The organism is Roseibium algae, assembly GCF_037783265.1.
Classification (GTDB): Bacteria; Pseudomonadota; Alphaproteobacteria; order Rhizobiales; family Stappiaceae; genus Roseibium; species Roseibium algae.
In genome coordinates this window covers 15,824-41,576 of sequence record NZ_JBAKIA010000018.1, presented here as the reverse complement: position 1 = coordinate 41,576, position 25,753 = coordinate 15,824, and the positions used below count along the sequence as shown (strand labels likewise).

The following is a 25,753-nucleotide window of genomic DNA, read 5'->3' as shown; positions in this document are numbered from 1 at the left end:
ACAGACTGCGCACCTGGACCAAGGCGCGCAGTCTTCAGTACTGGCTCGATTACATCATCTCAATTTTGCAAAAAACGCTTCCCGCTCTAACCTAGAAGACGCAAGGCGCTTCTTTGCAGCGCTTAAAACTTCCGGCAACGCTTCACTCGGCGTTCCGCTGTTGAAAGGAGGTTTGGGAGCATATTCGATCGAAAGCTGCACCGTTTCAGCCTCCAACTGCCCCTTGAGGGCCTGAATGACAGCCAGCCCGAAATCGATCCCCGACGTGACCCCGCCTGCGGTAATCACATTACCATCCTGGACAATCCGTTCATCAACCGGCGTTGCACCATAGTGCTTCAGAAAATCCCGAGCATACCAATGTGACGTTGCACGCTTGCCTTGAAGCAGTCCAGCAGCACCCAACAACAAGGATCCTGTGCAAACCGACGTCACATATTGCGCGGCGGCGGCTTGATCGCGAATGAATGCCAGAGTTGGCTCGTCGCCCAAAAGAGCATTTACCCCAGCACCGCCAGGCACACAAAGCACATCCACCTGCGGACAGTCAGCAAACGTCACCGCCGGAAGGAAGCTCAGTCCAGTCGAGGCGCGCAGCGTATCTGTCGTTTGGCTTACAAGGAGCACTTCAGCATCGGGAACAGCTGCAAATGCATCATAGGGCGCAGCGAAATCGAGCAGCTGCACATTGGGGAAGGCGAGTATGCCGAAGCGCAAGGTCATCTAAAATCTCCTAATTGACAGTCTAAACCCTAACAGGTCATTCTTTGACCAGATTGCCATTTACCCCTCGGTTCGTGCCAAAATGACTTATCGCATTGAAGTCCTGATGTTTCCCAACAGCCAAATTCTGGATGTTGTTGGCCCATTGCAGGTTTTTGCATCCGTCAATGATCTGGAAACAGCCAAAGGCAGGCCTGCGCTATACGATCCGGTTGTCATCGGTAAAGACAGCAACATGTCTTCATCCTCCGGTCTGGCGCTGGTCGTACAACCGCTTCCACCAGAAAAATTGCCGGTCGACACGCTTGTGATACCAGGTGGTTGGGGCATCAACGCCGCCTGCCAGGATCAAGAGCTGGTCGACTGGGTTGTTCAGAGATCCAGGCAAGCTCGGCGCACGGTCTCGGTCTGCAGCGGGGCTTTTCTTCTGGCCACTGCCGGACTTTTAGACGGACGACGGGCCGTAACCCATTGGCAGCGCTGCGCGGAATTCGCCGAGCGCTTTCCAAAGGTCAAAGTCGATCCTGACCCAATTTTCATACAAGACGGCAGCATCTGGACATCTGCTGGCGTCACAGCCGGGATTGATTTGGCCATGGCCCTGGTTGAAGCAGACCTTGGGCGTGACATCGCATTGGCGGTTGCCCGCCAGCTTGTCGTGTTTCTAAAGCGGCCAGGCGGCCAATCCCAGTTCAGCAACACCCTTGGCCTGCAGGCAGATACTGGCCGGTTTGACAAGCTGCATGGTTGGCTGTCTCAGAACCTTCATCTGCCACTTTCCCTGTCGGACCTGGCAGATCAATCTGGGATGAGCCAGCGCAGTTTCTCTCGCCACTATCGCCAGGCCACCGGCAGAACGCCTGCACGAGCACTTGAAGATCTGCAGATAGAAAAAGCCCGCCGACTGCTGGAGCAAGGTCTTACAATTGCGCGCACAGCCACCCGCAGCGGCTTCGGTACAGAAGAAACCATGCGGCGCGCCTTTCTGCGGAGACTTGCCACAAGCCCGCAATCCTACCGGGACCGTTTTTCGGCCTAGGGTATGAACTCATTCATGAGATACAGCTAGCGCTTGAAAAAAGGCGTGCTGAGCAAGAAGCACGCCTTTTCTGTCGCCCACATTATCGACCTGGCAAACAGCCGAGGCCTTCAATCGTATCGCGAAGGGCTTGTGCCACTGGCGTATGCGGCTCGGCACCAAGTGTCGCTACCAACTTTGTATTATCAAGGCACATTCCGTTTTTCCAAAATCCCGATATTTCCGAGACCTCCCGACAGAACGGCACGATCGGCGACAACAGCTTGATCGCCCACCAAGGAAAGGAACGTATCGGAAGATCTGACCGACCCGCCACAGAGCGGACTTGCTCTGCAATTCCGATCCCCGGATCGAACCAGTAGCCCCGAAAATGATAACTGTCGAATGGAGCCAGATCGTCTTCTATTGCGACAAGCTGTGCAATTGTCTTTGCGAAGTCCGGCAGATAAGCCCAGGCGTGCCCGACGTCTGGCCGACCCGGATAGGTAAGAGAACGTAAGGGCTTTCCTGGTTTGACCATCACCTGAGAAAACCATGCACCCTTGCCCTCGACCCCGATGAAGTCTCCTGCGCGAACGATCAGAACCTTAACACCATCTTTCTCGCTGGCATCGCGCAAGCGTTCTTCCATCGCCACTCGGATAGCGCCCTTTCGCGTTGTTGGCTTCTGAACAGTTGCCTCATTCAACAACGACCCAGCATCGATGCCGTAATTGTAGATCGTTCCCGGCAAAACAATCCGCGCACCGCTTTCTCTCGCGGCAGCGATGGTGCTCTCCAACATCGGCAGAACCAGCTTACGCCAGTTCTTATAACCAGGAGGGTTCACGCCATGGAAGATCAAGCAAACGCCCTCGGCTGCGGCGACGACAGACGCCGTGTCCATGGCATCACCCTTGATCCAAACTACCTCCGGTATGAGCGAGCACACCTCCTCCGGGCGGCGATGCAAGGCCCGAATACGCCACCCTTGCGCCAGCAGCGCCCGCGCAACCGCATAACCAGACCCGCCAGTGGCCCCAAGTATCAATGCTGTCTTCTCTATCATTTCATGCTCCTGATCATCGATTGCAGAGCAAGTTGACAGATATCTAGATAAAATAAATTGTCGTAATGCGTATCCCTGCTATACAAAAAACCATGAACAAACCATCATCCAATTGGGATCATTATCGCTCTTTTCTGGCTATCCTGCGCGGTGGTAGTCTGTCAGCTGCAGCAAGATCTCTGCAATTGACCCAACCGACGATCTCGCGGCACCTTGATCAACTGGAAGATGAACTTGGGACTGGGCGGCTCTTCACCCGTGGACCACAGGGCTTGACCCCCACTGCTACCTCCCTCCGGCTTGCACCTCACGCAGAGACAATGGAAGCGGCAGCAGCGGCTTTGCAACGCAGCGCTACGGGAGACCCGACAGAGATAATTGGCGTCGTCAGAATTGCTGCCAGCGATGTCATCGGTGTGGAAGTTCTTCCTGCGATCCTAAAAGACATCAAAGCCCGGCATCCTGGCTTAAGCTTTGAAATAACCCTGTCGAACCAGATAACCGACTTGCTCCGGCGGAAGGCCGATATCGCAGTTCGCATGACACGTCCTGTCCAGAAAGCCCTGGTTGCGAAAAGAGCCCCAGACATCAAGCTGGGCATGTTTGCCCATCCTGATTACCTAAAGGGCCACGGAACACCGCAAACGATTGAAGCGCTCAAAGACCATATTATCATTGGGTATGACCGTGACACGAGCGCAGATCATATTCTCAAACAGCTCGAGCTGCCTTTCAACCGCGCACATTTCTCCTACCGGATAGACAATCAGATCGCCCAGCTCGCAGCCATTCGTGCCGGATGCGGTATTGGGTTCTGTCAGATCGGCCTTGCAATGCGCTCCCCACATCTGTCGCGCCTGCTTGCGTCGCAAATAGAGATCGAACTCGAGACCTGGATCACAATGCATGAGGATCTGAAAGGCGACCCTCGCATGCGACTTGTCTTCGATCATCTATATAAGGCCGTTACAGCCTATGCCAAAGGTGGCCAAGAATAGACTCTGGCTTTTTGTCAAAGCCCCTTTCTTCGAAAACTCCAGTCAAAAAATATTTTCAAAAAATTTTTCACCCATTCGGCAAGTCAGCTCATGCAACCACTGAGGGGATTGCGGCCAATCAAGTCACTGCTTTCGGAAAATGAGTTGAACATGTGCGCACCCTCGGATTGATAGGATTGAGCGCTCCGCGTTAACCATATCAAACAAAAGACAAGGCTTTCCGCGGCGCAAAAGTTAACAGATCCTATAAAGTGGCATGAGCATTGCGATGTTCTCATCAGGTACGGGGTCCCCGTGCCGTTGTGGGACAGGTGAGGCAATTCACGTGCGTATTGAACCGGTCAAGACCCTCGGGCGTTCCAATTTGAAGCGCAGAGGCTGGTATTGGGACGACGACAGGCGGGAAAACAGGCGCGAAAAGCATCCGTTCCAAATTGCCCTTGTGCCAACCGAAACCAACCGGCTGGAAGAAGAGCAGGATCGTTTCACCGGACGTTATCGTCCGAACTCGACCTTTCTCACTCATTTGATCGCCAACCGCGACAACGACGAAGCACAGACCAACTTTATGCGTCAAACGGCCTCCGCTATCGGCACCAGCCGTTACCGGGAAACAGCCGCCAGCCCGCGCAAACGCGCCGTTGGTCATCTGATCGCTATTGAGTATTGAGAATACTCTCAAGACTTAAGTATCTGATCACGTCATTGTCTTGTCCGCTTGGGAGGTCATCTGGCTCTTCGTTATATTGTCGGACAATGCACGTAACGCCTTCAGCAACGGATGCCGCTCAGTTCGCTCCCACCCATACTCCAAATTAAATTCAAAATCGAAATCCGGCGCGTTCGTGCCTTTGACATGCTGAAGTATAGTCTCAATCTTATCGAAGCCTTTGGCGAGAATAGCTTCCGGCGACCTACCCTTTGTGTATTCGTCCCATAGCTCGAAAATCTCACTTGAGAGGTCTTCAGGCAGCACCGCGCATAAAACCCTCAAATCTGCCATTCGCGTTCTGCTCTCCCATCATCAGCATCAGACAGAGCCGCCAAGTGTGTTCCGCCGTGCTTTCCGGCCGACCTTGCGCTGTGCGCCCACTTCGCAGAGTATCCTCCAAGGCTTCGGCGGCCTGAAGAAATTCGATAGTCCGCGCAAGACGGCCTCTATCAGGAAAACTCGAACTGGGTAGGCTGGTCATGGTCATTCTTTCAGGTCCTGATGGGTAAGGCCCTGGACCGAACCACCTATGCTCCCATGCCCGATCCAACACGCCTTCCCACTCCTTCGCTAACGCTGCTGTCTAAGGTTACAGCGCCAGCCAAGCAGAAAACCGGCAGCTCGACCAGGAACCAAGCCGCCAGTAAATTGAGCAGTCACCGAGCTCAATAGCCCGCAGCGTGACCATCTTTTCGCGGATCAGATCCTGCGATCAGCACCTTGTTCGCCTTGTCGATCATGATCGCCTGACTGCCCCCAATCGCAGCAGTGGCACGGTGTACCTCATGTCCCTTTTCCATCAACCCGGACAGGGTCGATTGTGGGATCAGCTTTTCCGCTTCCAGCGCATGCGTATTCATATCGAAGAACATGCGCGGGAAATCAATCGCCATTTGAACGTCCATGCCGTAATCGACGATGTTCGAAATCAAATGCGCATGACCACAGGCCTGATAATGTCCGCCCATTACCCCGAAGGAGAGCCAGGGAGCGCCGTCTTTCAGGCCCATGGCTGGGATGATCGTATGCATCGGACGCTTCCCGCCCGCAATCGAATTGGCGTGACCTGGCTTGGCATGAAACACCGCACCGCGATTGTGCAGCAAAACACCGCTTTCAGCGGCGAGAATACCGCTGCCAAAGGGGTTGAAAATCGAATTGATAAACGAGACTGAAAGCCCATCCTTGTCGACAACCGTCAGATAAATCGTATCCGTCTGCGGCGCGAGGCTGGTGCCCGGCAGGTCATCAAGCTTCTTGTTAGGGTCGATCATACTGGCAAGCTGATCCAGATAATCCTCGGAAATCAGGTTTGCATGGCAAATATCCATATAGCCCGGATCGGTGACGAACTTGTCACGCACCGCATAGGCAATACGGGAGGCTTCCATCTCAAGATGCATGCGATCCGGTCCGAGAGGGTCCAGGCTCGCCATGTCGAAACGCTCTAAGAGGCCAAGGATGACCAGAGCGATCACACCCTGACCATTCGGCGGCAACTCGGCAATCGTATAACCGCGATAATCTCGCATCACCGGTGCAACGGCTGTCGTATGACAAGCCGCCAGATCTTCCCGGGTCATGACACCGCCAAGACCTTCCAGGGTCGAAACGATGTCGTCTGCCACAGGTCCCGTGTAAAAGGCATCAGCTCCACCTTCGGCAATTGCCCGAAGTGTATTGGCCAGGCGCGGAAACTTGACGATTTGCCCAACATCAGGCACCTGGCCACCTGGCATATAAGTGGCTTTTGTCGCCGGAGTCGTATTGAGGCGGTCGGCACTTTCTCGCCAATCCTGCTGGACACGCGGCGCAACCGGAAAGCCCTCTTCGGCATATTCAATGGCGCGCTTGAACAGTGTTTTGAAATCACGTGTGCCATGCGCTTTCAGCAGTGTTTCCCAGGCACGTATAGCCCCCGGAACAGTCACCGAATGCGGCGATGTTGGCGTCAACTCGTCGATGCCTTTTTCGGCCAGAAGCTCTTGAGAGAGCGCTTTAGGCGCCCCGCCGGATCCGTTAAACCCGGCCATTCGGCCATCCGCTTCGGTCACAATCGCAAAGCAGTCGCCGCCAATGCCCGTCATCTGTGGCTCAACCACGGCATGAACAACGGAAGCTGCAATCGCTGCATCAACAGCATTTCCACCTGCATGAAGCACTTCAAGCGCCGCACTGGTCGCAAGCGGATGCGATGTGGCAACAGCAGCTTCTCGCGCATAAACCGGTGAGCGGCCCGGTGCTTCAAAATCGCGTTTCAAATTAAATCTCCAGAGTTTTTCCTTCAGGGAGGAAATCTTTGGTTGTTAATGGATATGGCCGCTTCGTCACCAATCTGTTAGCAAACGGTGACCACTAGGGGTCGGACCCTAGCCAAAGTCTTAAGGGAGAACCAACCTCATGCGCAAACTAACACTTTCTATGGCTGAGACAATCATTGCTGCTGCCTTTGAAAAAGCTGCAGAACTGAAGCTCAAGCCCCTAACTGTCGCCGTACTGGATGCTGGTGGCCACATGGTCTCCCTGTCCCGTCAAGATGGATCGTCCATCATGCGCCCACAAATTGCCAGCGGCAAAGCCTTCGGTGCTCTGGCAGTCGGCACCGGCACACGTTGGTTGAATGCCAATGGCGAAAGCCGCCCACATTTCGTCCAGGCGCTAAACGGCGTTTCAGGCGGAACCATTGTACCGGTCCCAGGCGGGGTCTTGATGAAAGACCAAGAGGGCGACGTCGTTGGTGCCGTCGGCATCACAGGCGACACATCAGACAATGATGAAGCTGCAGCCGTTGCAGGCGTTGCAGCCGTTGGCCTCGAAGCTGACTGCGGCTAAGCGGAAAACCCAAACGACCGTGCCCGGCAAAACTCTATCCGGGCACGGCACTGTCAAACGTCAGGATTTGTCGCCAAGCTTGCTGATCATGGCCTGCATTTCCGCCATTTGCCGCTTCATGTCATCCAGGTCCGACGACTCGACCTTCGATGGTTTTGGCTCTTCTGCAGCAGGAACATCGGCACCACGGCTGACTTCACCCGCAGCAAACGGCATGAACATCTTCATGGCCCGTTCGAACATTTCCGCATTGCGCTTGACCTGGTCTTCGATGGCATCAAAGGCGTTGCCCCCAAATGCATCTCCGGCCTGCGCCCGCATTTTGTCCTGCTCCTGGGTCAAAGAGGTCATAGAGTACTCAAGGAAACTCGGAACCACCCCTTGCATGCTGTCTCCATAAAAACCGATCAGCTGGCGCAAGAAAGGGACCGGAAGCAAGTTTTGCCCCTTGGCTTCCTGCTCAAAAATAATCTGCGTCAGCACAGAGCGCGTAATATCGTCTCCTGACTTTGCATCATAAACAATGAAGTCCTCTCCCCCCTTCACCATGACAGCCAGGTCTTCCAGCGTGACATATGTGCTGGTGCCCGTGTTGTAGAGACGCCGGTTCGCGTATTTCTTGATAATCGTTGGATCGTTGGTTTTTGCCATTCCAGTCTTCCGTTTCAGGGAACCTCACAGCAAGTTCCCGTTTGAGCACAGAGCGCTAGAGCCTGTCCCCGCCTCCTCCATCCGATCAGACTAAGCCAATAGTCGCGACACTTGCCAGTATTTTGTGCGCCACAATGAAAGGATTTTGCTGCGGGTGCAAATAGCCCATCCATATACGTGGCATTCCGGTTGACATAAATTTACCTACAGTTTCTAGTCGCTTAAAGAGAGCCAGCACGCGAACGCAGTACAACTGTTGTCACACGCTAAGGTTCTTCGTGGAAGGAACGTACCCGGAGTTTAAAATGAGCGCCTCTACCGATGTAGTTATTGTCAGTGCAACACGCACACCCGTTGGGTCTTTCAACGGTGCCTTTGCCAACACCCCTGCGCATACCCTAGGCGCCGCTGTCATCAAGGCAGCACTTGAACAAGCAGGTGTATCCGGCTCGGAAGTTGATGAGCTGATCTTCGGTCAGGTTCTAACAGCTGGTCAGGGCCAGAACCCGGCCCGTCAAGCAGCTATTGCCGGCGGATTATCAGAAGAATCAACTGCATGGGTACTTAACCAGGTTTGTGGCTCTGGTCTGCGCACCGTGGCCGTTGCAGCCCAGCAAATCATGTGCGGTGATGCCAACATCATCATGGCTGGTGGCCAGGAAAACATGTCGCTCTCGCCTCATTGCGCGCCAATGCGCGCAGGCTACAAAATGGGCGACTACCAAATGATCGATACGATGATCAAGGACGGCCTTTGGGACGCGTTCAACGGCTACCACATGGGCCAAACAGCCGAAAACGTCGCCAGCAAATGGGAAATCACCCGTGAGCAGCAGGATGCATTTGCTCTTGCCTCCCAGAACAAGGCGGAAGCGGCTCAGAAAGCGGGTCGTTTCAAGGACGAGATCACAGCTGTAACCCTGAAGGGTCGCAAGGGTGATACAATCGTCGAAGAAGACGAGTACATCCGCCATGGCGCGACCTTGCAAAGCATCGCAAAGCTGCGTCCGGCCTTCACCAAGGACGGCTCCGTCACGGCTGCAAATGCCTCAGGCCTCAACGATGGTGCGGCCGCAATTTTGGTCATGAGCGCTGCAGAAGCTGAAAAGCGCGGGCTGACACCTCTGGCGCGCATCGCCTCCACAGCCACAGCAGGCGTTGATCCGGCCATCATGGGTTCAGGCCCGATCCCGGCATCCCGCAAGGCACTTGAAAAAGCCGGTTGGGCTGCAAGCGATCTGGATCTGGTCGAAGCCAATGAAGCCTTTGCCGCTCAGGCCTGCGCCGTCAACAAGGACATGGGCTGGAACCCGGACATCGTCAATGTGAACGGCGGTGCCATTGCCATCGGGCACCCGATCGGCGCATCCGGCGCGCGCATCCTGACCACACTGCTCCACGAAATGAGCCGCCGCGACGCCAAAAAAGGCCTTGCAACGCTTTGCATCGGCGGCGGCATGGGCGTTGCCATGTGCCTCGAGCGCTAACAAACAGTCTGCAGTTCAAGAACAACTGACTGGCACGCAGGCTGTCGTGGCGGAGGCTATCCCTCACGACAGCCACACAAGGGGATTTAAAAGTCTGCAACGTCAGACACAAAAGGAGATGGGAATGGGCAAGGTCGCATTGGTCACCGGGGGAACTCGCGGCATTGGGGAAGCAATTTCCAAAGGACTTAAAGACGCTGGATACACAGTGGTTGCCACATACGCTGGCAATACAGAAAAAGCCGAGGCGTTCAAGGCGGCCACCGGCATCCATGTCTACAAATGGGACGTATCAAACCCGGAAGAATGCGCTGAAGGCATTGCAAAGGTTGAGGCAGAAGTCGGTGCGGTGGAAGTGCTTGTCAACAATGCCGGCATCACCCGTGATGGCATGTTCCACAAGATGAGTTTTGAACAGTGGCGGGAGGTCATGTCGACCAACCTCGATTCCATGTTCACCATGACACGGCCTGTCATTGAAGGCATGCGTGCTCGCTGTTCTGGCAGGATCATCAACATTTCGTCGATCAATGGCCAGAAAGGTCAGATGGGTCAGTCGAATTATTCAGCTGCGAAAGCTGGCGTGATCGGCTTCACCAAGGCCCTGGCCCAGGAAAACGCCTTCAAGGGCATCACAGTCAACGCTGTCTGCCCTGGCTACATCAACACCGATATGGTTGCGGCCATGCCGGAAAAGGTCCTGACGTCGATCATCTCCGGCATTCCGGTCGGGCGTCTCGGCCATCCGGCAGAAATCGCAGGAACTGTGACTTACCTTACATCAGACGCAGCTGCATTCATGACCGGAGCCGTAATGACCATCAACGGCGGCCAATACATTGCCAACGGCTGATCCGTCAGATTCAAATCAGACACATCAGAGAAAGGCGCCCTTTGTGGCGCCTTTTTTCATCTATTGTTCCAAGTTACGACGTTTGAGCAGTCTTTTCACGGACGAGAAGAAATTGAAGCCTCTTTCTTCAGGCGCTGGAGCGCTGTCGTCCAGCCGAACCGCCTTGTCGACATCCATCTGGAACGCTGAAATCATTTCAACTTGGCCATCCAGCAATGTAATTTGCTGCCTGGTTGCTCCAAGGGTCAAACGGCCGGTCAATTCAACGGGTTCATAAATGTAGTCAGCTGCCCAGTTGCCAGCCTGGCCACCAGATAATTTATATCGCACCATCTGATTTGGATCTGGCGGTGGGATATGACTGCACATGCCTCGCTCAGGTACCAAGTATCCCCCAATCGCCTTGTCATCTTTGCCAAGAACAGGAATGACATAGCCGCGGATCGTGACTTCCTGCCCCGCCAGATTTTTGTTGCCTGCAAGCGACGCCCGTGCCCGCTCTATGGCAATTTGCTGCCTCCTGGACAGTAATCCATCAACATCGACCCCCGTCACAACGAGCAAAGCCTCCTCACGCTCCAGCTCACCTTCCAGGTCGCTACGTTCATCAGGTTTAAGGCCCTTTGCCTTCAAACCTTCACGCAGACGCAGAATTTGACCCAACGATCTCAATTGTGAAGGATGCAACGCCGCGAATGGGTCATCGTAGTGCCCCGCGACAGGATCTTTGAGCGTCTCCCAGGACACGACCTGGGGCGCAGCAAAAACGGCCTGCGACACCAAAATCAAAACACCTGCCAGAAACAACCTCACCAGAACCCTCACACGTTTTACCCAATTCAAATCATACGCTGCATCAAAACCAGCCGAATGTCTCTCATATCAAGTGACAGCGCCTATTTTACAATGCGGCCTCTTGACCCGTATACCAAGCGGACCCTATGTCCCGGTTAACATGAACAGGAGCGCTGCGAGCCATATGGAATTAGAACATGACCCGAACGACCCGACGCGCAAGGAACTGTCGCCGCTCCTGAAGTTGGCTCTGGAGCTCGGGCCGCTGGCTGTATTCTTCTTGTTCAACGCTCGCGGCGAACAGATTGCAGAAGCAGTTCCAGCACTTCAGTCGTTGGGGCAGCCGATTTTTCTGGCAACCGCAGCCTTTATGGTGGCTATCGCCATTTCCCTGTCGACATCGCTCTGGCTGACGAAACGCCTACCCATCATGCCGTTGATCACCGGCGTTGTCGTGCTGGTGTTCGGTGGGCTGACGCTATGGCTGCATGATGATCTTTTCATCAAGCTGAAACCAACCATCATCAACTGCCTGTTTGGCTCTGCGCTGCTCGGCGGCCTGCTGTTCGGCAAGTCCCTGTTGGGCTATGTGTTCGACAGCGCCTTCAAGCTAACCGACGAAGGATGGCGCGTTCTCACATTGCGTTGGGGTGTGTTCTTTTTCGTTCTTGCGATCATAAATGAAGTCGTCTGGCGCAATTTTTCGACCGATTTCTGGGTGAATTTCAAAGTGTTCGGCGTCATGCCGCTGACCTTGATCTTCACCATGACCCAGCTTCCGCTGATCCAACGCCACACGATTGCCGAAGAATCAGAAGACGTCTAAACGATCCAATCCCAGAGGCTAATCATACCAAATAAGCCAAGGTGCATTTACCGGAAACCGGTAATGCCCCTTGGCGTTTAAGAAGTTTGTCAGTGCATTCCACCTTGGCCGAAGCTGACGTCACGGCGCGCGCCTGTGATACTGATCGAAAAACCTGCGATCACATCAATCAGCGAGATCACCATCAGGATAAAGAAGATTGACGTTGCAGCAGGCGCAGCGATCAGGAACTCAATCAGATAGACAACGAATACCAGCACCGACAGGATGTGATCCATCAGCGCGGAAACGCCTGTCCTGGTCGCCTTGAGCATCTCGATAAAGAGCAGAAACAACGCCCCTGTCACAACAAGGTCGCCAAGGACCATCTTGAAAGTCGCACCGGACACCATATTGATCGAGATGATCTCTGTAGCCCAGGGATCACCACCAGCCCCGCCAGTCATCCCAAATACGACAACGTTATAGGCAATCAGTGGCAACAGTGTCAGCGGCAGAGATACTAAAAAAGACATGGATATGCTTCTCCCAAACGGCGCAAATCTGCGCCTTCAATCAACCCAAGGCAAAAACTCGGTGCTTCAAGACACGCTCTATATATGCTTATCGTGACAAGCAGACACGAAAAAGGCCGACCCAATGGGCCGGCCTCAATCTTAGATGCCGAACGGCAATCTTATAACCCTTAGACGTCGTCCTTAGGTGTAAAGATCTGACGTCCACGGTACATGCCAGACTTAAGGTCGACATGGTGTGGACGGCGCAGTTCGCCTGAATCTTTGTCTTCAACGTATGTAGGAGCCTTCAGGGCATCCGTGGAACGGCGAAAACCGCGCTTCATGCGCGAGGTTTTTCTTTTTGGAACTGCCATTTTGTTTTTCTCCGTGGTCCATAGTGGCGCGGCCCAGACCGGGAAAGCCCGGGGCGTGGCATCACGCAGTGTGTTGGAATGGGCGGCTTTATACAGCCAAAGCATTGCATTAGCCAACCCATCAAATGAATTTTCTTGACCCGGACGTACACAGAGTCGAAGCCCCCGTCAAGAACCAAGAACGCACTCAAAAATTGACCCGGCCCCGCGCACCCTCGATAAATTGGTCGCAGAGAGTTTTCTATGGCCTACAGAAGGCTTCGCCGGATTGCGCCCAAGCGGGTTCGGCAAGGCTGTCGCAAGCCGCGCGGCCTGTGTCGCAGTGAGGTCTTTGGCAGGCTTGCCGAACCAGGCTTGCGCAGCAGCCTCAGCCCCGAAAATGCCCTCGCCCCATTCGGCAATATTCAGATAAATTTCCATGATCCGGCGCTTTGTCAAAATGCCGTCAATCATCACCGCCAGCGGAAGCTCCAGACCCTTGCGCACATAGCTGCGGCCACCCCACAAATAGAGATTTTTAGCCGTTTGCATGGTCAAAGTGCTGGCCCCACGAGGCTTTTCACCCTCGTTCAACAGCACTTCGATTTGCTTTTGGAGGGCCGCCCAATCGACACCACCATGAAAGCAATAACTGCTGTCTTCGGACGTGATGACAGCTCGCACCAGATGAGGAGAAATCTCTTCAAGCGGACGCCATTGTCTATCGACCCACAGCAACTGGGCGTAGCGTGCCAGCATCAAAGTGCTGACAGGCGGGACGACTGCATAGACAACGGTCAGCATCGGCGGCAACAGAACAAGCACAAGCATCAAACGGAAAATAAGTCGTCGCCACCAGCCAATCCCCAGCCATCGACGAAAAGATGCCCTGGTGGGAGATTTTTTGCCGTCTGCCTGATCGTTGCTCTTGGCAGACTTAGCCTTAGCCCGGGCCATCCAGTTTCCGTTCGTTGTCGACAATAAAGTCCCGAATAATCGGAACTGCGTCACGTTTCTTCGACAGAAGAAGCTGGAACACCATATTCGATCCGTGAAGGAACCCCAACTCCACTGCGCAGAGATAAAATTCCCACATTCGGCAAAAGCTTTCATCATAAAGCTTCAGAGCTTCGTCACGGCGTTCTTCAAACCGCAAACGCCAGTCACGGATCGTATAATAGTAGTGAAGTCGCAAAATCTCCGTATCACACACCCATAACCCAAGCCGTTCGGTCGATGCAAAGACTTCAGACAGCGCAGGAACATAACCGCCAGGGAAAATATACTTGCGAATAAAAGGGCCGGTTGTACCAGGAGGCGTCATTCGACCGACCGAATGAACCACAGCATAACCATCTTCTGTCAGGCATTGTCGTATTTTGCCGAAATAAGCATCCAGATGACCAATCCCGACATGCTCCATCATGCCGACCGAAATCACGCGATCAAATTGCCCTTCGAACTCACGGTAATCCTTGAGAACAAAGGTAACCTTGTCTTCAACACCAGCGGCACGAACCCGTTCTTCCGCAATTTTCACCTGCTCTGGCGACACATTCAGCGATGTAACACTCGCACCTGCCTGCGCCATTCGGATGGCCAAAGATCCCCAGCCTCCGCCGATCTCCAGCACGGACATTCCCGGTTTCAAGTCCAATTTCGCAACCAGATGGCTAAGCTTGTCAGCCTGCGCCTGTTCAAGTGTCTCATCAGGCCCAGTGTAATAGGCGCAGCTATAATTCAGGCCCTCATCCAGAAACAGGCGGTAGAGGTCTGTAGAAAGGTCATAATGATGGCGTGCCTGCTCCTTTGACCTCTCAACGTTATTGCGTTGCTGCCGACGGCGAAAAGCCCTCCAGAAACGCCGCAGAAGCCCCTGAACAGGGTTGGCTCCCAATGGAGCCCTGTTGATGGAAAACAAGAACATGAAGTCATAAATCGTCGAGCCGCCCTCAAGGGTCAGCGTTCCATCCATATAGGCTTCGCCAGCAGCAAGCTCGGGATTGAAAAACAAAGATCGATACAGCTTTTTGTCATGCAATCTGATGGTCACTGTAGGGCCGTCATCTCCAGACCCGAAATCATGCAACTGACCGTCCGCGTCATAAACGCTCATTTTACCGCGCTTAACGAAAGAGCGAAGCAGACTCGACAACAGGCGCATTAGGCAAACCTCCAATAAATTCCATAAAGAAACCAGTAGCAGAGCACTCAGATGTGTTCTGATCGTAATCAGACCCTACGTTATTTATCTTTCCACCTTGACGATACAGCGAATTGGCTTCAGGGAAGCTGAAACATCAATGCAAATCCGCTTTCAAGCAGCCAGACACACACCCTGGAGCCGATCTTGACCTTTGACATCAAGCCCCACCTGGCAACCCAGGCCCAACGCATGGAAGTTGCGCTGGACCGCCTGCTTCACACCCAACCTCTCGATGGGGAAACAGCCCGTCCCCAGCGTTTACTTGATGCCATGCGCTATGCGTCGCTGAGCGGCGGGAAGCGCCTGCGCCCTGTGCTCTTGATGGAATGCGCAGAGCTCTTTGGGCGCAGTGACGAGGGCATATGCCAGGCTGGCGCCGCGCTGGAGCTCATTCACTGCTATTCGCTGGTGCATGATGATCTTCCCGCCATGGATGACGATGATTTACGCCGTGGGCAGCCAACAGTTCACAAGGCCTTTGATGACGCCACAGGGATCCTGGCAGGCGACGCACTGCTGACATTGGCGTTTGACGTGATCGCCGAAGAGGCCGTCCATCCAGATGCCGCCATTCGGCTAGGCCTCTCACGCGACCTCTCCCGGGCATCGGGTATAGGCGGCATGGCCGGCGGACAGATGCTGGATCTTGAATCGGAAAACCGGCAGAGGACAGAACGCGAAATCCACACCCTTCAGGCTATGAAGACAGGCGCATTATTGCGTTATGCCTGTCGCACCGGCGCTATTCTCGCCGATGCGGGTAAGCTAGACGTCGAACGAATGAATCGATTTGGGGAAACCATTGGCCTCGCCTTCCAGCTGGCAGATGACCTGCTCGACGTTGAAGCCTCACCTGAGCAGATGGGCAAGGCAACCGGCAAGGATGCTGATGCGGGAAAAGCAACTCTGGTCGGGCTGATGGGATTGAATCAAACACGCGAAGAACTCGAAAGCCTTCTGCAGGAGGCCAACGCTCTGCTGGCACCTTACGGTGATAAAGCTCAGCGTCTTGCGTCAATCGCAGCTTTCATTGCCAACCGAGATCACTGAAAAGAGTGATCTCTTCAGCTGGCCGTTTTTTACACGAGCTAGCCTTTGCACACCCTTAGTTTTTGGCGGGCAATTGGTCTTCACCCGTCTCACGACCAAAGTTCGGCGCGTCTGTCTCCTGGCCCGCTTCGATAATCGACCGGCGCACGCCGCGTGTGTGCGTGAACAAATCAAACAATGTATCGCCATCGCCCCAGCGGATGGCCCGCTGTAGGGCTGACAGGTCTTCCGAGAAGCGCGCCAGCATTTCCAGGATCGCATCCTTGTTATTCAAACAAACATCGCGCCACATGGTCGGGTCCGACGCTGCAAGACGGGTAAAATCACGAAACCCGGAAGCTGAATATTTGATCACTTCGGAGCTGGTGACCGTTTCAAGGTCATCAGCGGTACCGACAATATTGTAGGCAATGAGATGCGGCAGATGCGACACGATCGCGAGCACCAGATCATGGCGATCTGCATCCATGATATCCACATTTGATCCACAGGCCTGCCAGAACGACTGGAGTTTTTCAGTGGCAACCGCGTCCACACCTGGAACCGGCGTCAGAATGCACCAGCGATTGTCAAAAAGGGTCGAAAACCCGGCATCAGGGCCTGAATACTCTGTCCCCGCAATCGGATGCCCCGGAATAAAATGAACCCCATCTGGAACATGGGGTTGAATTTGCTGGATTACCGACCCCTTGGTTGAGCCAACATCCGTCAGGATAGCCCCTGTTTTTAACGACGCCGAGATCGCTTCAGCGACAGCCTCATTCGCCCCAACCGGGATGCACAGGATGACAAGATCTGCCCCTTCAACTGCATCTGCGGCATCCAGGCAATAACGATCCCCCAGCTTCAACTCTTCGGCACGGGCAAGGGTTGCCTCGGACCGGGTCGAAATGATGATTTCCTTTGCCAGGTTACGGTCGCGCACCACACGGGCGATAGACGATCCGATCAGGCCAATCCCGATCAAGGCCAGGCGGTCAAATTGTGGTTCACTCATCAGACAATCAGAACTTCACGGAGTTATGCCAAAAACGCGGCGAAATGGGCGAGTACGGTCTTGTTGGCCTCTTCCGAACCAACCGACATGCGCAGTGAATTTGGCAAACCATAATTTCCAACAAGGCGCAGAACGCAGCCTCTTTCAAGAAGATAGGCATCCGCATCGACAGCGCGCTTGCCATCAACATCCGGAAAATGGATTAGAACGAAGTTTCCAACGCTTGGCGTCACCGATAGTCCGAGTTTTTCCAGTTCACTCGTCACCCAAGGCCGCCAGACCTCATTATGATCAACGGCCTTCTCGACAAAAGATTTGTCCCGAATCGCAGCAACACCGGCAGCGATCGCCGGACCACTGACATTGAACGGGCCACGAATGCGGTTCATTGTATCAATGATATGTGCAGGTCCAAAACACCAGCCGAGCCGGAGGCCAGCAAGACCGTAGATCTTGGAAAACGTGCGCGTCATCACAACGTTTTCCATGGTAGCTGCCAGCTCCATTCCACTCTCGTAATCGTTGCGGCGAACATATTCCGCATAAGCTGCATCAAGCACCAGCAGAACATTCGATGGCAGACCAGCATGCAGGCGGCGCACTTCTTCGAAAGGGAGATAGGTTCCCGTCGGATTGTTCGGATTTGCGATGAAAACCATCTTGGTTCGCGCAGTCACACGAGACAAAATTGCGTCGACATCCGTCGTAAAATCCTTTTCAGGCGCAATCACGGGCAACGCACCAGCGGCGCGGATTGCAATATCATACACCAGAAATCCATGTTCGGTGTAAATCGCTTCATCGCCGGGAGACAGGTAGGAATTGGCCAGAAGGCTCAAGATCTCGTCGGACCCTGCCCCACAGATAATCCGATCTGCATGAAGGCCACAAACCTCTGCAATCGCCTCGCGAAGCGCTGTCGAGGCTCCATCTGGATAAAGCTCAAGATGGGCCCCGGTGCCTGCAAATGCAGCTTTGGCTTTTTCACTGGCTCCAAGAGGCGTCTCATTGGACGACAGCTTATGGAGTGTCAGACCGTTTGCGCCCTTAGATTTGCCAGGCACATAAGCAGCAATATCCAGCACACCAGCTCTTGGCTGCGGACGTGTTGCATCCTTGCCCGTTTCAACAGAAGTCAAAGCGTCAGTCATTCAGATCATCCTTCGGCGAGAGCGGTATCGAAATCCTCATCCGCATCGCCCTCAACATCGATGGGGGCAGAATACCCGCCAATCATTCTCAACACATCAGGCTCTGCACCAGCTTCGGCGCAGGCCGCAAAAATCTCATCTTCGCTCATATCTGCAGATACAGCCAACAAGGCATCTACACCACTTGCGGATCGATGGAAGCTGACCACTTCAAGGCCCTCGCTCATCAGATCGCCCGGCAGTGCGCCGCTCCAACGCGCATCATAAACAAGCGTGTCACGCTGAACATTCTCTGCAACGGCGCGTGAGATAACCAGCGCAGGCATATCCGCAGGCCGATCATCCAGAACGAGAAACGGCAGTCGCGCAATCACTTCAGCGCCATCGGTGCTGAGGCCACGCCACCAGGGAAGTTCAGCACGATCTTCCAAGGCAATCAGCCCCAAATCGCACTCAGAGGCAGCAACCGAGCCAACAACATCAGCCGCATCAGCGCCGGGCAGAAGATCACTCGAAAAGCCAAAATAGAACCTTGCAAGATCCAGCATACCGAGCAGATCTGCACTGCCGTCCAGATGCAGCGTAAATTCACCCTGTAGTGTCAGAGACGCCGAAATCAGCTCTCTCCAAAGATGCTCGACCGTCGTTAACGGCAATGACCCTTCGTGACGTTCAACAACATTACGTATCACTTCTGCTTCATGATCCGGTTGAAAACTGACGCCCGTCGCACCACCAGCCAATCGCGCAGCAGCAATGCCGACGCTGATCTGGGCGCGCTCTATCAAGCATTTGTGGAGCTCTGCATCCAGCTCGTCGATACGGCGGCGCAAGCCATCCAGCGGTGTTTCGCGGTCGGACGATAAGCTCATAACGGACCCTGGAACCTCTTGGGAGCAGTGGAATAACGGCCATAGTCATAGGCATCAGCGGCTTTAAACGCAAAAGAAAACATTGACACTGTAGTCTTTGCCCTCCTAGGTGATTGGCTCCCACAGGATGCCCACCCCAAAGAGCGACTTGAGACAGGCAGAACAAGGCGTCCTTGCCTCTGCCCATGGAAGAAACCGCACAAAAGCGACCCGTAGCATTCGATATGGCCGATCAAACATCAGCAACAGATACTGCGAACAAATTCATACAGGAAGCCGACCAGCCGAGCAGCAAACTGGTCCGGTTTGGCGCTGATGAGCCGCTTGAACTGGATGCAGGCCCAGCGCTGGCGCCATGGCAAATCGCCTATGAGACCTATGGAACGCTGAACCAAGACAAAACAAATGCCGTTCTCGTCTGTCACGCACTGACCGGTGACCAATATGTCGCGTCAACCAATCCGCTGACTGGAAAGCCCGGCTGGTGGTCTCGCATGGTTGGTCCCGGGCGTCCGGTCGATACGGATCGCTATTTCGTCATTTGCACAAATGTTCTGGGCGGATGCCTTGGCACCACCGGCCCTGCAACGACAAATACCGAAACCAAGGAGCCTTACGGCCTTAAAATGCCTGTCGTCACGATTCGCGATATGGTTCGGGCTCAGGCGCGTCTTGTGGACCGTTTCGGCATCGATACTCTATTTGCAGTCGTCGGCGGATCTATGGGTGGAATGCAAGTGCTGCAGTGGGCGGCCAGTTATCCCGAGCGTGTGTTTGCCGCCATCCCGATTGCTTCGGGCGCGCGCCACTCCTCACAGAACATCGCCTTTCATGAAGTCGGTCGCCAAGCCATCATGGCGGATCCAAATTGGTCCGGCGGCGATTACATTGCCAAAGGCATACGGCCCACAAAAGGGCTGTCCGTTGCCCGCATGGCTGCCCATATCACCTATATGTCGGATGAATCCCTGCAACAGAAATTCGGCAGGAATCTGCAAGATCGCGATGGCTTAACGTTCGGTTTCGACGCTGATTTCCAGATCGAGAGCTATCTCAGGCACCAGGGCATGACTTTCGTCGATCGCTTTGATGCCAACTCTTATCTCTATGTTACCCGTGCCATGGATTATTTTGATCTGGCGGCAGAATTCGGCACCCTACCTAAGGCATTCAAGGACAGCAAAACCCGCTTCTGTATTATGTCATTCACCTCGGACTGGCTGTTTCCAACCTCCGAAAGCCGCGCTGTGGTCAAGGCTCTCAACGCCTCGGCGGCCAATGTCTCCTTTGTTGAGATCGACAGCGACAGGGGACACGACGCATTTCTACTGGATGTGCCGGAAATGTTCTCAACAATTCGTGGCTTCATAACCGGTGCAGCCAATGCACGCGGTATTCCCGCACCAGGGAGCGGCACCTGACATGAGTGAAATTTCACAAACCTTCGACGGCTTGGCAGTGCGCGGAGATCACCGCGTTGTCGCAAACCTCGTTCCCGAGAACACCCGCGTTCTCGACATTGGCTCCAGCGACGGAACATTGCTAGCGCTTCTGGCTCATGAACGCGGCGTTGATGGCCGTGGTATCGAGATTTTCCAGGATGGCGTGAACAAATGCGTTGCCCGCGGCCTGTCTGTCATTCAGGGCGATGCGGACACCGACCTTTCCGATTATCCGGACAAGTCCTTCGACGTTGTTGTCATGAGCCAGACCTTGCAGGCCACCCGCGACCCGAAGAACGTCATGAATGAATTGCTTCGCATCGGGTCACAGGTGATCATCTCGATCCCCAACTTTGCCCATTGGCGCAACCGCATGCAGCTCTTGTTCAAGGGCCGTATGCCCGTCACCAAATATCTGGCCTATGAGTGGTACGACACGCCCAACATCCATTTCTGTTCTTTGCGTGATTTCGTCGAACTTTGCCGGGAACTGGATGCCACTGTAGAAAAAGCTGTTGCTTTGAGCGGCAAAGGCAATGAAATCCCGTTCACCGCACCTTGGTGGGTCTGGAACATTATCGCAGAGCAAGCCGTCTTCCAGCTGCGACGCCCTTAGCAGCACCGCACATCTTCTAGAAAATATCCGGACCAACTCGAATTATGAGCTTCGCCGGATAGGCTTCATGCCTGCCGTGGCCCCTTCGGGCACAAACACAGGTCGCAAAACCCTGAACGGGCTTCGCAACCCTTCTTTTGGCACGCCTCGGTAGACCTTCTTCTCCGCTTCAACGATCAGCAGTCCACCGAAGGCAGGCCAGAGACGGCGTCCAATCCCTTCCCAGGTGCGCGCTGAGCGCAATACGAAACGTGCGCGGGTTGGCGGCAAAAACAAGGCTTCTTTCTGCGCCACGACATCAAATTGACAACTGCGCAGCAAACCCTTCAGCTGGCTACGGGAATAGGGCCGCCCATAGCCAAAGGGTGACAGCTCGGACTGAGACCACAAACCACTTCGATTCGGCACGATGACGATCAAACGTCCGCCTGGAGCCAGCACGCGCCATGCTTCGTGCAATATCGAAGACGCATCAGCGGCATGGTCCAGCGCATGAACCGCAATCACCCGGTCAAAAAATGCATCGGAAAACGGAAGATTAGAATCCTCCACAAGCGTTGCAGAATTATCGAGCTCCCGCGGCCACCCAACAGCGCCCTGCTGCGCTGGCATCGCAGCAACACACCGCTCAGCACTGCCAAGGTATGGCCGCATGAAGGGACCAGCATAGCCGATCCCAAGCAGGCTCTGGTTTTCGAGATTAGGCCAAAGCGCACGAATTTGCCCACCAATCAGCACCCGCAAAAGCCGGCCCATGGGCAAATCATAAAACGTTCTCAGGTCTGCTACGTCGAGATACATGGTCCGCCCGCATCAATCTGGCGCGATTGAACCTTGATCCGCATCGTTACGCAAGAAGGAACCCCTTGTTCGGAGGCAATGACTTTGCAACCTTAGGGGAAATCACCTCTGAAGGAACCATCATGACCGTTGCACCATCAGCTGAAATTCGCCAGTTTCCCTGCCTGTCCGATAATTTCGGCGTTCTGATCCACGATCCAGATAACGGTACCACGATCGCCATTGATGTACCCGACGCAGCGGCTTATCTCGATATACTCGCCGAAAACGGCTGGAAACTGACCCATATTCTGATCACCCATCATCATTGGGACCATGTTCAAGGGCTCTCAGAATTGAAAGAAAAAACCGGAGCTCATGTCACCGGCCCAGAACGTTCGCGTCAGAAAATCACAGGCATGGATAAATTTGTCGAAGACGGCGACAAGATCCTGGTTGGCCCGTTCGAAGTCACCGCCATTTCCACACCCGGTCACACGCTGGATCAAATCTCGTGGTATTTTCCCGCGCTGAAAATAGCCCACACCGGCGACACGCTGTTTTCCCTTGGCTGCGGCCGCATCTTCGAAGGTGACATGGAGATGATGTGGGCATCCCTCGAAAAGCTCGCCCGCATTCTGCCGGAAGACACCGCAATTTACTGCGGCCACGAATATACCGAGTCGAACGCCAAATTCGCTCTGACCATCGATCCGAACAACGCAGCTCTGAAGGCGCGCGCTGCAGAAGTCGAAACCCTGCGCGCTGCTGGCAAACCAACCCTGCCGACCACCATGGCCCAGGAACTGGCCGCCAACCCTTTCCTGCGAGCAGCCGACACGGGCGTCCAGGAAGCTCTCGGCATGGTGGGGAAATCAGCTGGAGAAGTCTTCGCAGAGATCAGAACCCGCAAAGACAACGCCTGAGACCTTTTACCGCACTCTCTCCGTTACCATATGAAAGGCCTCGGCATCAGAAAGGGGCATTTTATGATGACGGATATTAAAAGCTGTGCACCGGAGGCCAGAACGGCAGAACAAAGGGCGCAAGCGGTCGTTCACCGCATCCTGATGCAAGCGGAAGCAATTCCGATACAGCAGGGCGGTGGACATAGACTGGACACAACAACACTTCACGCGGAGGTTCTCGGCGCTTTGCGTGAAACGATTGATGATCTGGTGTTTACTACAGCAAATGCCAGCTGATCGCGACTTGGCAAGGGTCGGCCCGGAACTCTAACAAACGCTTTTCCGGCCGACCCCGCCCCGCGAATGCTGGCATTGCCCCCAATTGCAGATAAGTGCCCACCAGGAACCAGCAGTATGCCCAAAACACCCCCGATCTTGCAGACATCCTTGAGCGCAGACGAGGTCGTCAAGCTCCTGAACATGCAACCCCATCCCGAAGGCGGCTTTTACGTCGAGACCTTCCGTGATGATGTGGTGGATGAAACCGACCGTGCCGCCTCAACCGCGATTTACTTCCTGCTGCCCGAAGGCATCACCTCTCGTTGGCATAAGGTCGATGCAGTCGAGACATGGCACTGGTATGCAGGCAGTCCGCTGGAGCTGTCCATCAGCCCGGATGGCCGTGCACTCGACATCATCACGCTGGGGTCCGACCTGATCAACGGCCAGCGCCCGCAAGGCATCGTGCCACGAGACGGCTGGCAACAGGCCCGCTCCCTTGGCGCCTGGACCCTCGTCGGCTGCACAGTCGCCCCCGGATTTCAATTCGAAGGCTTTGAAATGGCACCAGAAGGTTGGGAGCCAAACAAATGAGAAGAGGCTAGATTGTATTTACCCGACCAGGCTGCATAGTCTCTAACATCATTTGGGGCGTTTTAATGATCGATGATTTTTCTAAAACACTAACATTTCAATTGAGTAAAGCTAGCTCAGACATTGAAAGAATGAAAATTTTAAAAACGGCTTTTCATGATATCGATTCATTACCCCAGTACATACGCGAACACTTAATTGATTCATTGCGGGATGACGTTAAGTCTGAAGTGATTGACGACATAAAGTGTGGCTTAGATGACGATAGCGCGGAAGAAATAAAAGAATATGTGCTTCAAGAGTATGGGCCACATCACAGTGAATGGGTTAGCTCACGTGATAAAATTACAAATTTGCTTTTGAAAAACGCACTAACATCACTGGAAGGCCTATATGAAACTCTTAGATCTAGAAATCAAAACGAGAGCATTGAGGAAATACTCGGTAAAATAAATTATTCGCAATTACTTGCCGTTCTTAAAACACTTATTGTCGAACTTGAGGCTCCCGCCATAGATAGGGGCAGAGTTCGTCAAGGATTATATTGGTTTACAAAACTCACAAGAAAGTCTGCAGAAAAAGAAATATCCGAAGATATTACTGGAGCATTGGGAACTGCGAAAAAATCTTTTGGTGATCTAATCAAAAACTTGGATAGCCTAGATAGCTTTAACCCATTTTCTTAAAGATCGTGGTTCCTCAAGCCAATCCGGCAATTGCCGAGGCGAAATCCTTCGCGGAAAAGGCTTCCAGGTCATCAACGCCCTCGCCGACGCCAATGAAATGCACTGGCAGCTGGTTTTTGGAGGCGATGGCGACGAGGATGCCGCCACGGGCGGTGCCGTCGAGTTTGGTCATGACCAGACCGGTCACACCGGCAACCCTGCCGAAAATCTCGACCTGATTGAGCGCATTTTGTCCGGTCGTTGCGTCAAGCGTCAGAATGACATCATGGGGCGCGTCCGGGTCATGCTTTTTGATGACCCGAATGACCTTTTCAAGTTCGTCCATCAATTCGGTCTTGTTCTGCAAACGGCCAGCGGTATCGATCAGGAGAACATCGACATTGCTATCCTTGGCCGCCTTCATGGCATCATAGGCCAGCCCTGCCGCATCAGCTCCGGTGTCGCCAGAAATCACCTTGGCACCAGTGCGCTGACCCCAGATTTTCAACTGCTCGACGGCAGCGGCCCGGAACGTATCACCAGCGGCCAGCATCACGGTTTTACCTTCAGACGCCAGCTTCTGGGACAGCTTGCCGATGGTGGTGGTCTTGCCGGTCCCATTGACGCCGACCATCAGCACAACATGGGGAGACTTGCCCCGGTTCAGATCAAGCGGCATAGCCACAGGGGCCAGAACCTTCTCGACTTCCTCCGACAGGACCGCACGGACTTCTTCTGGCGAGATTTCCTTGTCGAACCGACCCTGAGACAGACGCTCAGTAATCGCCATGGCCGTATCGACGCCAAGGTCTGCCTGAATCAGGATGTCTTCCAGCTCTTCCAGCATCGCCGCATCAAGCTTTCGCTTGGTGAAGATCGACGAAATTCCATCCGTCAGCGCGGAAGATGAGCGCGAAAGGCCCTGCTTGAGCTTCTGGAACCAGGACAGTTCCGGCTCAGCTGCTGTCTCGACCAAACCCGGAGTTGGAGCGGGCACGGCAGAAGGCTCAACGGCGGCCTCTGCGGGAACAGACTCAGGCTCCACAACAGCAGGCACATCGGAAGTCTCAGACTTTACAGCCTCTGCTGTCTCGGCAACGGGTTCATCAGACAGAGCTTCAGGCTCGACAACTTCGAGGACAGGCGTCTCAGGAGCTTCGGACACAAGCGCATCTGCGTCTGGAGCCGGCTTAAGGGGCATCTCAACGTCGGGCGCGGTCACTTCATCAGGAATTGCCTCATCTGCCTCGACAGCAGATACCGCCGCCGCTTCCAGATGGTCCGCCTCGGGTTTTTCGTCCTTGGCTCCAAACAACCGCCCAAGAAACCCGCGCTTTTTCTCGCTCATGAAATCGCCTTGAAAGTACTGCCTGAATCAA

30 protein-coding genes are annotated in these 25,753 nt (G+C 54.2%); 14 read left to right on the top strand and 16 right to left on the bottom strand.

Going from position 1 to position 25,753, the window contains the following annotated elements; all coding sequences use genetic code 11:
* Nucleotides 1-54: 54 nt before the first annotated feature.
* On the bottom strand, nt 55-723 hold the full coding sequence (locus tag V6575_RS19815; protein ID WP_340276816.1) for a DJ-1/PfpI family protein: 669 nt from the start codon (nt 721-723) through the stop codon (nt 55-57).
* A gap of 82 nt (nt 724-805) precedes the next feature.
* Here V6575_RS19815 and V6575_RS19810 point away from each other — a divergent pair, with 82 nt between their 5' ends.
* The gene (locus tag V6575_RS19810) at nt 806-1,762 is read left to right on the top strand and encodes a GlxA family transcriptional regulator (protein ID WP_340276815.1); all 957 of its coding nucleotides are present in this window, start codon (nt 806-808) and stop codon (nt 1,760-1,762) included.
* A gap of 82 nt (nt 1,763-1,844) precedes the next feature.
* On the opposite strand, the gene V6575_RS19805 is transcribed toward V6575_RS19810, so the two are convergent.
* Nucleotides 1,845-2,810 (bottom strand): NAD(P)H-binding protein, encoded by a 966-nt coding sequence (locus V6575_RS19805; RefSeq protein WP_340276814.1) that lies wholly within the window; start codon nt 2,808-2,810, stop codon nt 1,845-1,847.
* Nucleotides 2,811-2,902: 92 nt separating this feature from the next.
* Here V6575_RS19805 and V6575_RS19800 point away from each other — a divergent pair, with 92 nt between their 5' ends.
* Both V6575_RS19800 and V6575_RS19795 read left to right on the top strand, forming a co-directional pair.
* A complete protein-coding gene (locus tag V6575_RS19800; protein ID WP_340276811.1) occupies nt 2,903-3,808 on the top strand; it encodes a LysR family transcriptional regulator in 906 nt (301 codons plus the stop codon).
* Nucleotides 3,809-4,133: 325 nt separating this feature from the next.
* Nucleotides 4,134-4,478, top strand: coding sequence for a hypothetical protein (locus V6575_RS19795; RefSeq protein ID WP_340276809.1), 345 nt, complete (start codon nt 4,134-4,136; stop codon nt 4,476-4,478).
* Between the two features lie 27 nt (nt 4,479-4,505).
* Here the strand turns inward: V6575_RS19795 and V6575_RS19790 are convergent, their stop codons facing one another.
* From V6575_RS19790 to ggt, 3 genes are all read right to left on the bottom strand, one after another.
* On the bottom strand, nt 4,506-4,811 hold the full coding sequence (locus V6575_RS19790; RefSeq protein ID WP_340276808.1) for an HD domain-containing protein: 306 nt from the start codon (nt 4,809-4,811) through the stop codon (nt 4,506-4,508).
* Complete coding sequence (locus V6575_RS19785; protein ID WP_340276807.1) at nt 4,774-5,007, bottom strand: HD domain-containing protein; 234 nt, start codon at nt 5,005-5,007, stop codon at nt 4,774-4,776. The genes V6575_RS19790 and V6575_RS19785 overlap by 38 nt, the downstream gene beginning before the upstream one ends.
* A gap of 178 nt (nt 5,008-5,185) precedes the next feature.
* A complete protein-coding gene (ggt, locus tag V6575_RS19780) occupies nt 5,186-6,781 on the bottom strand; it encodes a gamma-glutamyltransferase (protein ID WP_340276805.1) in 1,596 nt (531 codons plus the stop codon).
* Between the two features lie 139 nt (nt 6,782-6,920).
* On the opposite strand from ggt, the gene V6575_RS19775 reads away from it, so the two are divergent.
* Complete coding sequence (locus V6575_RS19775; RefSeq protein WP_340276803.1) at nt 6,921-7,352, top strand: GlcG/HbpS family heme-binding protein; 432 nt, start codon at nt 6,921-6,923, stop codon at nt 7,350-7,352.
* A 60-nt stretch (nt 7,353-7,412) separates the two neighbouring features.
* On the opposite strand, the gene phaR is transcribed toward V6575_RS19775, so the two are convergent.
* The gene (phaR, locus tag V6575_RS19770; RefSeq protein ID WP_340276802.1) at nt 7,413-8,003 is read right to left on the bottom strand and encodes a polyhydroxyalkanoate synthesis repressor PhaR; all 591 of its coding nucleotides are present in this window, start codon (nt 8,001-8,003) and stop codon (nt 7,413-7,415) included.
* A 305-nt stretch (nt 8,004-8,308) separates the two neighbouring features.
* Between phaR and V6575_RS19765 the strand changes: the two genes are divergently transcribed.
* Together V6575_RS19765 and phbB are read left to right on the top strand one after the other, a co-directional pair.
* The gene (locus V6575_RS19765) at nt 8,309-9,490 is read left to right on the top strand and encodes an acetyl-CoA C-acetyltransferase (RefSeq protein WP_340276800.1); all 1,182 of its coding nucleotides are present in this window, start codon (nt 8,309-8,311) and stop codon (nt 9,488-9,490) included.
* A gap of 124 nt (nt 9,491-9,614) precedes the next feature.
* On the top strand, nt 9,615-10,343 hold the full coding sequence (phbB, locus tag V6575_RS19760; protein WP_340276799.1) for an acetoacetyl-CoA reductase: 729 nt from the start codon (nt 9,615-9,617) through the stop codon (nt 10,341-10,343).
* Between the two features lie 60 nt (nt 10,344-10,403).
* Here the strand turns inward: phbB and V6575_RS19755 are convergent, their stop codons facing one another.
* Complete coding sequence (locus tag V6575_RS19755) at nt 10,404-11,156, bottom strand: DUF3299 domain-containing protein (RefSeq protein ID WP_340276797.1); 753 nt, start codon at nt 11,154-11,156, stop codon at nt 10,404-10,406.
* A gap of 166 nt (nt 11,157-11,322) precedes the next feature.
* Between V6575_RS19755 and V6575_RS19750 the strand changes: the two genes are divergently transcribed.
* The gene (locus V6575_RS19750) at nt 11,323-11,964 is read left to right on the top strand and encodes a septation protein A (protein WP_340276796.1); all 642 of its coding nucleotides are present in this window, start codon (nt 11,323-11,325) and stop codon (nt 11,962-11,964) included.
* Between the two features lie 89 nt (nt 11,965-12,053).
* Here V6575_RS19750 and V6575_RS19745 read toward each other — a convergent pair whose 3' ends face one another.
* The 4 genes from V6575_RS19745 to V6575_RS19730 form a co-directional block, all read right to left on the bottom strand.
* Nucleotides 12,054-12,479 (bottom strand): hypothetical protein, encoded by a 426-nt coding sequence (locus V6575_RS19745; protein ID WP_340276795.1) that lies wholly within the window; start codon nt 12,477-12,479, stop codon nt 12,054-12,056.
* A 170-nt stretch (nt 12,480-12,649) separates the two neighbouring features.
* Nucleotides 12,650-12,835 (bottom strand): 50S ribosomal protein L32, encoded by a 186-nt coding sequence (gene rpmF, locus V6575_RS19740; protein WP_340276794.1) that lies wholly within the window; start codon nt 12,833-12,835, stop codon nt 12,650-12,652.
* A 168-nt stretch (nt 12,836-13,003) separates the two neighbouring features.
* Nucleotides 13,004-13,771 carry a monofunctional biosynthetic peptidoglycan transglycosylase gene (gene mtgA, locus V6575_RS19735; RefSeq protein ID WP_340276793.1) on the bottom strand — a complete coding sequence of 256 codons (768 nt, stop codon included), beginning with the start codon at nt 13,769-13,771 and terminating at the stop codon, nt 13,004-13,006.
* Entirely contained in the window at nt 13,758-14,978 is a 1,221-nt protein-coding gene (locus tag V6575_RS19730; protein WP_340276791.1) for a class I SAM-dependent methyltransferase, read from the bottom strand. The genes mtgA and V6575_RS19730 overlap by 14 nt, the downstream gene beginning before the upstream one ends.
* A 231-nt stretch (nt 14,979-15,209) precedes the next feature.
* Here V6575_RS19730 and V6575_RS19725 point away from each other — a divergent pair, with 231 nt between their 5' ends.
* A complete protein-coding gene (locus tag V6575_RS19725) occupies nt 15,210-16,070 on the top strand; it encodes a polyprenyl synthetase family protein (RefSeq protein WP_340276943.1) in 861 nt (286 codons plus the stop codon).
* 55 nt (nt 16,071-16,125) lie between these two features.
* On the opposite strand, the gene V6575_RS19720 is transcribed toward V6575_RS19725, so the two are convergent.
* Genes V6575_RS19720 through V6575_RS19710 form a run of 3 tightly spaced genes read right to left on the bottom strand, consistent with a single transcriptional unit; the run spans nt 16,126 to nt 19,090 of the window.
* Nucleotides 16,126-17,067, bottom strand: a complete 942-nt coding sequence (locus V6575_RS19720; RefSeq protein ID WP_340276789.1) for a prephenate/arogenate dehydrogenase family protein — start codon at nt 17,065-17,067, stop codon at nt 16,126-16,128.
* A gap of 23 nt (nt 17,068-17,090) precedes the next feature.
* Entirely contained in the window at nt 17,091-18,218 is a 1,128-nt protein-coding gene (hisC, locus tag V6575_RS19715; protein ID WP_340276788.1) for a histidinol-phosphate transaminase, read from the bottom strand.
* A 5-nt stretch (nt 18,219-18,223) separates the two neighbouring features.
* The gene (locus tag V6575_RS19710; RefSeq protein ID WP_340276787.1) at nt 18,224-19,090 is read right to left on the bottom strand and encodes a chorismate mutase; all 867 of its coding nucleotides are present in this window, start codon (nt 19,088-19,090) and stop codon (nt 18,224-18,226) included.
* A 224-nt stretch (nt 19,091-19,314) separates the two neighbouring features.
* On the opposite strand from V6575_RS19710, the gene metX reads away from it, so the two are divergent.
* Together metX and metW are read left to right on the top strand one after the other, a co-directional pair.
* Complete coding sequence (metX, locus tag V6575_RS19705) at nt 19,315-20,511, top strand: homoserine O-acetyltransferase MetX (protein WP_340276786.1); 1,197 nt, start codon at nt 19,315-19,317, stop codon at nt 20,509-20,511.
* 1 nt (nt 20,512) lies between these two features.
* Complete coding sequence (gene metW / locus V6575_RS19700) at nt 20,513-21,148, top strand: methionine biosynthesis protein MetW (RefSeq protein WP_340276785.1); 636 nt, start codon at nt 20,513-20,515, stop codon at nt 21,146-21,148.
* A 42-nt stretch (nt 21,149-21,190) separates the two neighbouring features.
* Here the strand turns inward: metW and V6575_RS19695 are convergent, their stop codons facing one another.
* Complete coding sequence (locus V6575_RS19695; RefSeq protein ID WP_340276783.1) at nt 21,191-21,949, bottom strand: class I SAM-dependent methyltransferase; 759 nt, start codon at nt 21,947-21,949, stop codon at nt 21,191-21,193.
* 122 nt (nt 21,950-22,071) lie between these two features.
* Here V6575_RS19695 and gloB point away from each other — a divergent pair, with 122 nt between their 5' ends.
* The 4 genes from gloB (at nt 22,072) to V6575_RS19675 (ending at nt 24,395) form a co-directional block, all read left to right on the top strand.
* Entirely contained in the window at nt 22,072-22,854 is a 783-nt protein-coding gene (gloB, locus tag V6575_RS19690; protein ID WP_340276782.1) for a hydroxyacylglutathione hydrolase, read from the top strand.
* A gap of 63 nt (nt 22,855-22,917) precedes the next feature.
* A complete protein-coding gene (locus tag V6575_RS19685) occupies nt 22,918-23,133 on the top strand; it encodes a hypothetical protein (protein ID WP_340276780.1) in 216 nt (71 codons plus the stop codon).
* A 117-nt stretch (nt 23,134-23,250) separates the two neighbouring features.
* Nucleotides 23,251-23,709 (top strand): cupin domain-containing protein, encoded by a 459-nt coding sequence (locus V6575_RS19680; RefSeq protein ID WP_340276779.1) that lies wholly within the window; start codon nt 23,251-23,253, stop codon nt 23,707-23,709.
* 65 nt (nt 23,710-23,774) lie between these two features.
* Nucleotides 23,775-24,395: a hypothetical protein gene (locus V6575_RS19675; RefSeq protein WP_340276778.1), complete on the top strand. Its 621-nt coding sequence runs from the start codon at nt 23,775-23,777 to the stop codon at nt 24,393-24,395.
* A 13-nt stretch (nt 24,396-24,408) separates the two neighbouring features.
* On the opposite strand, the gene ftsY is transcribed toward V6575_RS19675, so the two are convergent.
* Complete coding sequence (ftsY, locus tag V6575_RS19670) at nt 24,409-25,722, bottom strand: signal recognition particle-docking protein FtsY (protein WP_340276777.1); 1,314 nt, start codon at nt 25,720-25,722, stop codon at nt 24,409-24,411.
* Nucleotides 25,723-25,753 lie beyond the last annotated feature (31 nt).

Bases quoted from the DNA above. Each gene is read 5' to 3' on its own strand.
- hisC (WP_340276788.1), bottom strand. From the start codon at position 18,218: ATGACTGACGCTTTGACTTCTGTTGAAACGGGCAAGGATGCAACACGT.
- metW (WP_340276785.1), top strand. From the start codon at position 20,513: ATGAGTGAAATTTCACAAACCTTCGACGGCTTGGCAGTGCGCGGAGAT.
- V6575_RS19785 (WP_340276807.1), bottom strand. From the start codon at position 5,007: ATGACCATGACCAGCCTACCCAGTTCGAGTTTTCCTGATAGAGGCCGT.
- V6575_RS19765 (WP_340276800.1), top strand. From the start codon at position 8,309: ATGAGCGCCTCTACCGATGTAGTTATTGTCAGTGCAACACGCACACCC.
- gloB (WP_340276782.1), top strand. From the start codon at position 22,072: ATGACCGTTGCACCATCAGCTGAAATTCGCCAGTTTCCCTGCCTGTCC.
- V6575_RS19675 (WP_340276778.1), top strand. From the start codon at position 23,775: ATGATCGATGATTTTTCTAAAACACTAACATTTCAATTGAGTAAAGCT.
- phaR (WP_340276802.1), bottom strand. From the start codon at position 8,003: ATGGCAAAAACCAACGATCCAACGATTATCAAGAAATACGCGAACCGG.
- V6575_RS19810 (WP_340276815.1), top strand. From the start codon at position 806: ATGACTTATCGCATTGAAGTCCTGATGTTTCCCAACAGCCAAATTCTG.
- V6575_RS19680 (WP_340276779.1), top strand. From the start codon at position 23,251: ATGCCCAAAACACCCCCGATCTTGCAGACATCCTTGAGCGCAGACGAG.
- V6575_RS19775 (WP_340276803.1), top strand. From the start codon at position 6,921: ATGCGCAAACTAACACTTTCTATGGCTGAGACAATCATTGCTGCTGCC.
- V6575_RS19685 (WP_340276780.1), top strand. From the start codon at position 22,918: ATGATGACGGATATTAAAAGCTGTGCACCGGAGGCCAGAACGGCAGAA.
- V6575_RS19745 (WP_340276795.1), bottom strand. From the start codon at position 12,479: ATGTCTTTTTTAGTATCTCTGCCGCTGACACTGTTGCCACTGATTGCC.
- V6575_RS19710 (WP_340276787.1), bottom strand. From the start codon at position 19,090: ATGAGCTTATCGTCCGACCGCGAAACACCGCTGGATGGCTTGCGCCGC.
- rpmF (WP_340276794.1), bottom strand. From the start codon at position 12,835: ATGGCAGTTCCAAAAAGAAAAACCTCGCGCATGAAGCGCGGTTTTCGC.
- V6575_RS19750 (WP_340276796.1), top strand. From the start codon at position 11,323: ATGGAATTAGAACATGACCCGAACGACCCGACGCGCAAGGAACTGTCG.
- mtgA (WP_340276793.1), bottom strand. From the start codon at position 13,771: ATGGCCCGGGCTAAGGCTAAGTCTGCCAAGAGCAACGATCAGGCAGAC.
- metX (WP_340276786.1), top strand. From the start codon at position 19,315: ATGGCCGATCAAACATCAGCAACAGATACTGCGAACAAATTCATACAG.
- V6575_RS19695 (WP_340276783.1), bottom strand. From the start codon at position 21,949: ATGTATCTCGACGTAGCAGACCTGAGAACGTTTTATGATTTGCCCATG.
- V6575_RS19720 (WP_340276789.1), bottom strand. From the start codon at position 17,067: ATGAGTGAACCACAATTTGACCGCCTGGCCTTGATCGGGATTGGCCTG.
- V6575_RS19725 (WP_340276943.1), top strand. From the start codon at position 15,210: ATGGAAGTTGCGCTGGACCGCCTGCTTCACACCCAACCTCTCGATGGG.
- V6575_RS19815 (WP_340276816.1), bottom strand. From the start codon at position 723: ATGACCTTGCGCTTCGGCATACTCGCCTTCCCCAATGTGCAGCTGCTC.
- V6575_RS19805 (WP_340276814.1), bottom strand. From the start codon at position 2,810: ATGATAGAGAAGACAGCATTGATACTTGGGGCCACTGGCGGGTCTGGT.
- V6575_RS19790 (WP_340276808.1), bottom strand. From the start codon at position 4,811: ATGGCAGATTTGAGGGTTTTATGCGCGGTGCTGCCTGAAGACCTCTCA.
- ftsY (WP_340276777.1), bottom strand. From the start codon at position 25,722: ATGAGCGAGAAAAAGCGCGGGTTTCTTGGGCGGTTGTTTGGAGCCAAG.
- V6575_RS19730 (WP_340276791.1), bottom strand. From the start codon at position 14,978: ATGCGCCTGTTGTCGAGTCTGCTTCGCTCTTTCGTTAAGCGCGGTAAA.
- phbB (WP_340276799.1), top strand. From the start codon at position 9,615: ATGGGCAAGGTCGCATTGGTCACCGGGGGAACTCGCGGCATTGGGGAA.
- V6575_RS19800 (WP_340276811.1), top strand. From the start codon at position 2,903: ATGAACAAACCATCATCCAATTGGGATCATTATCGCTCTTTTCTGGCT.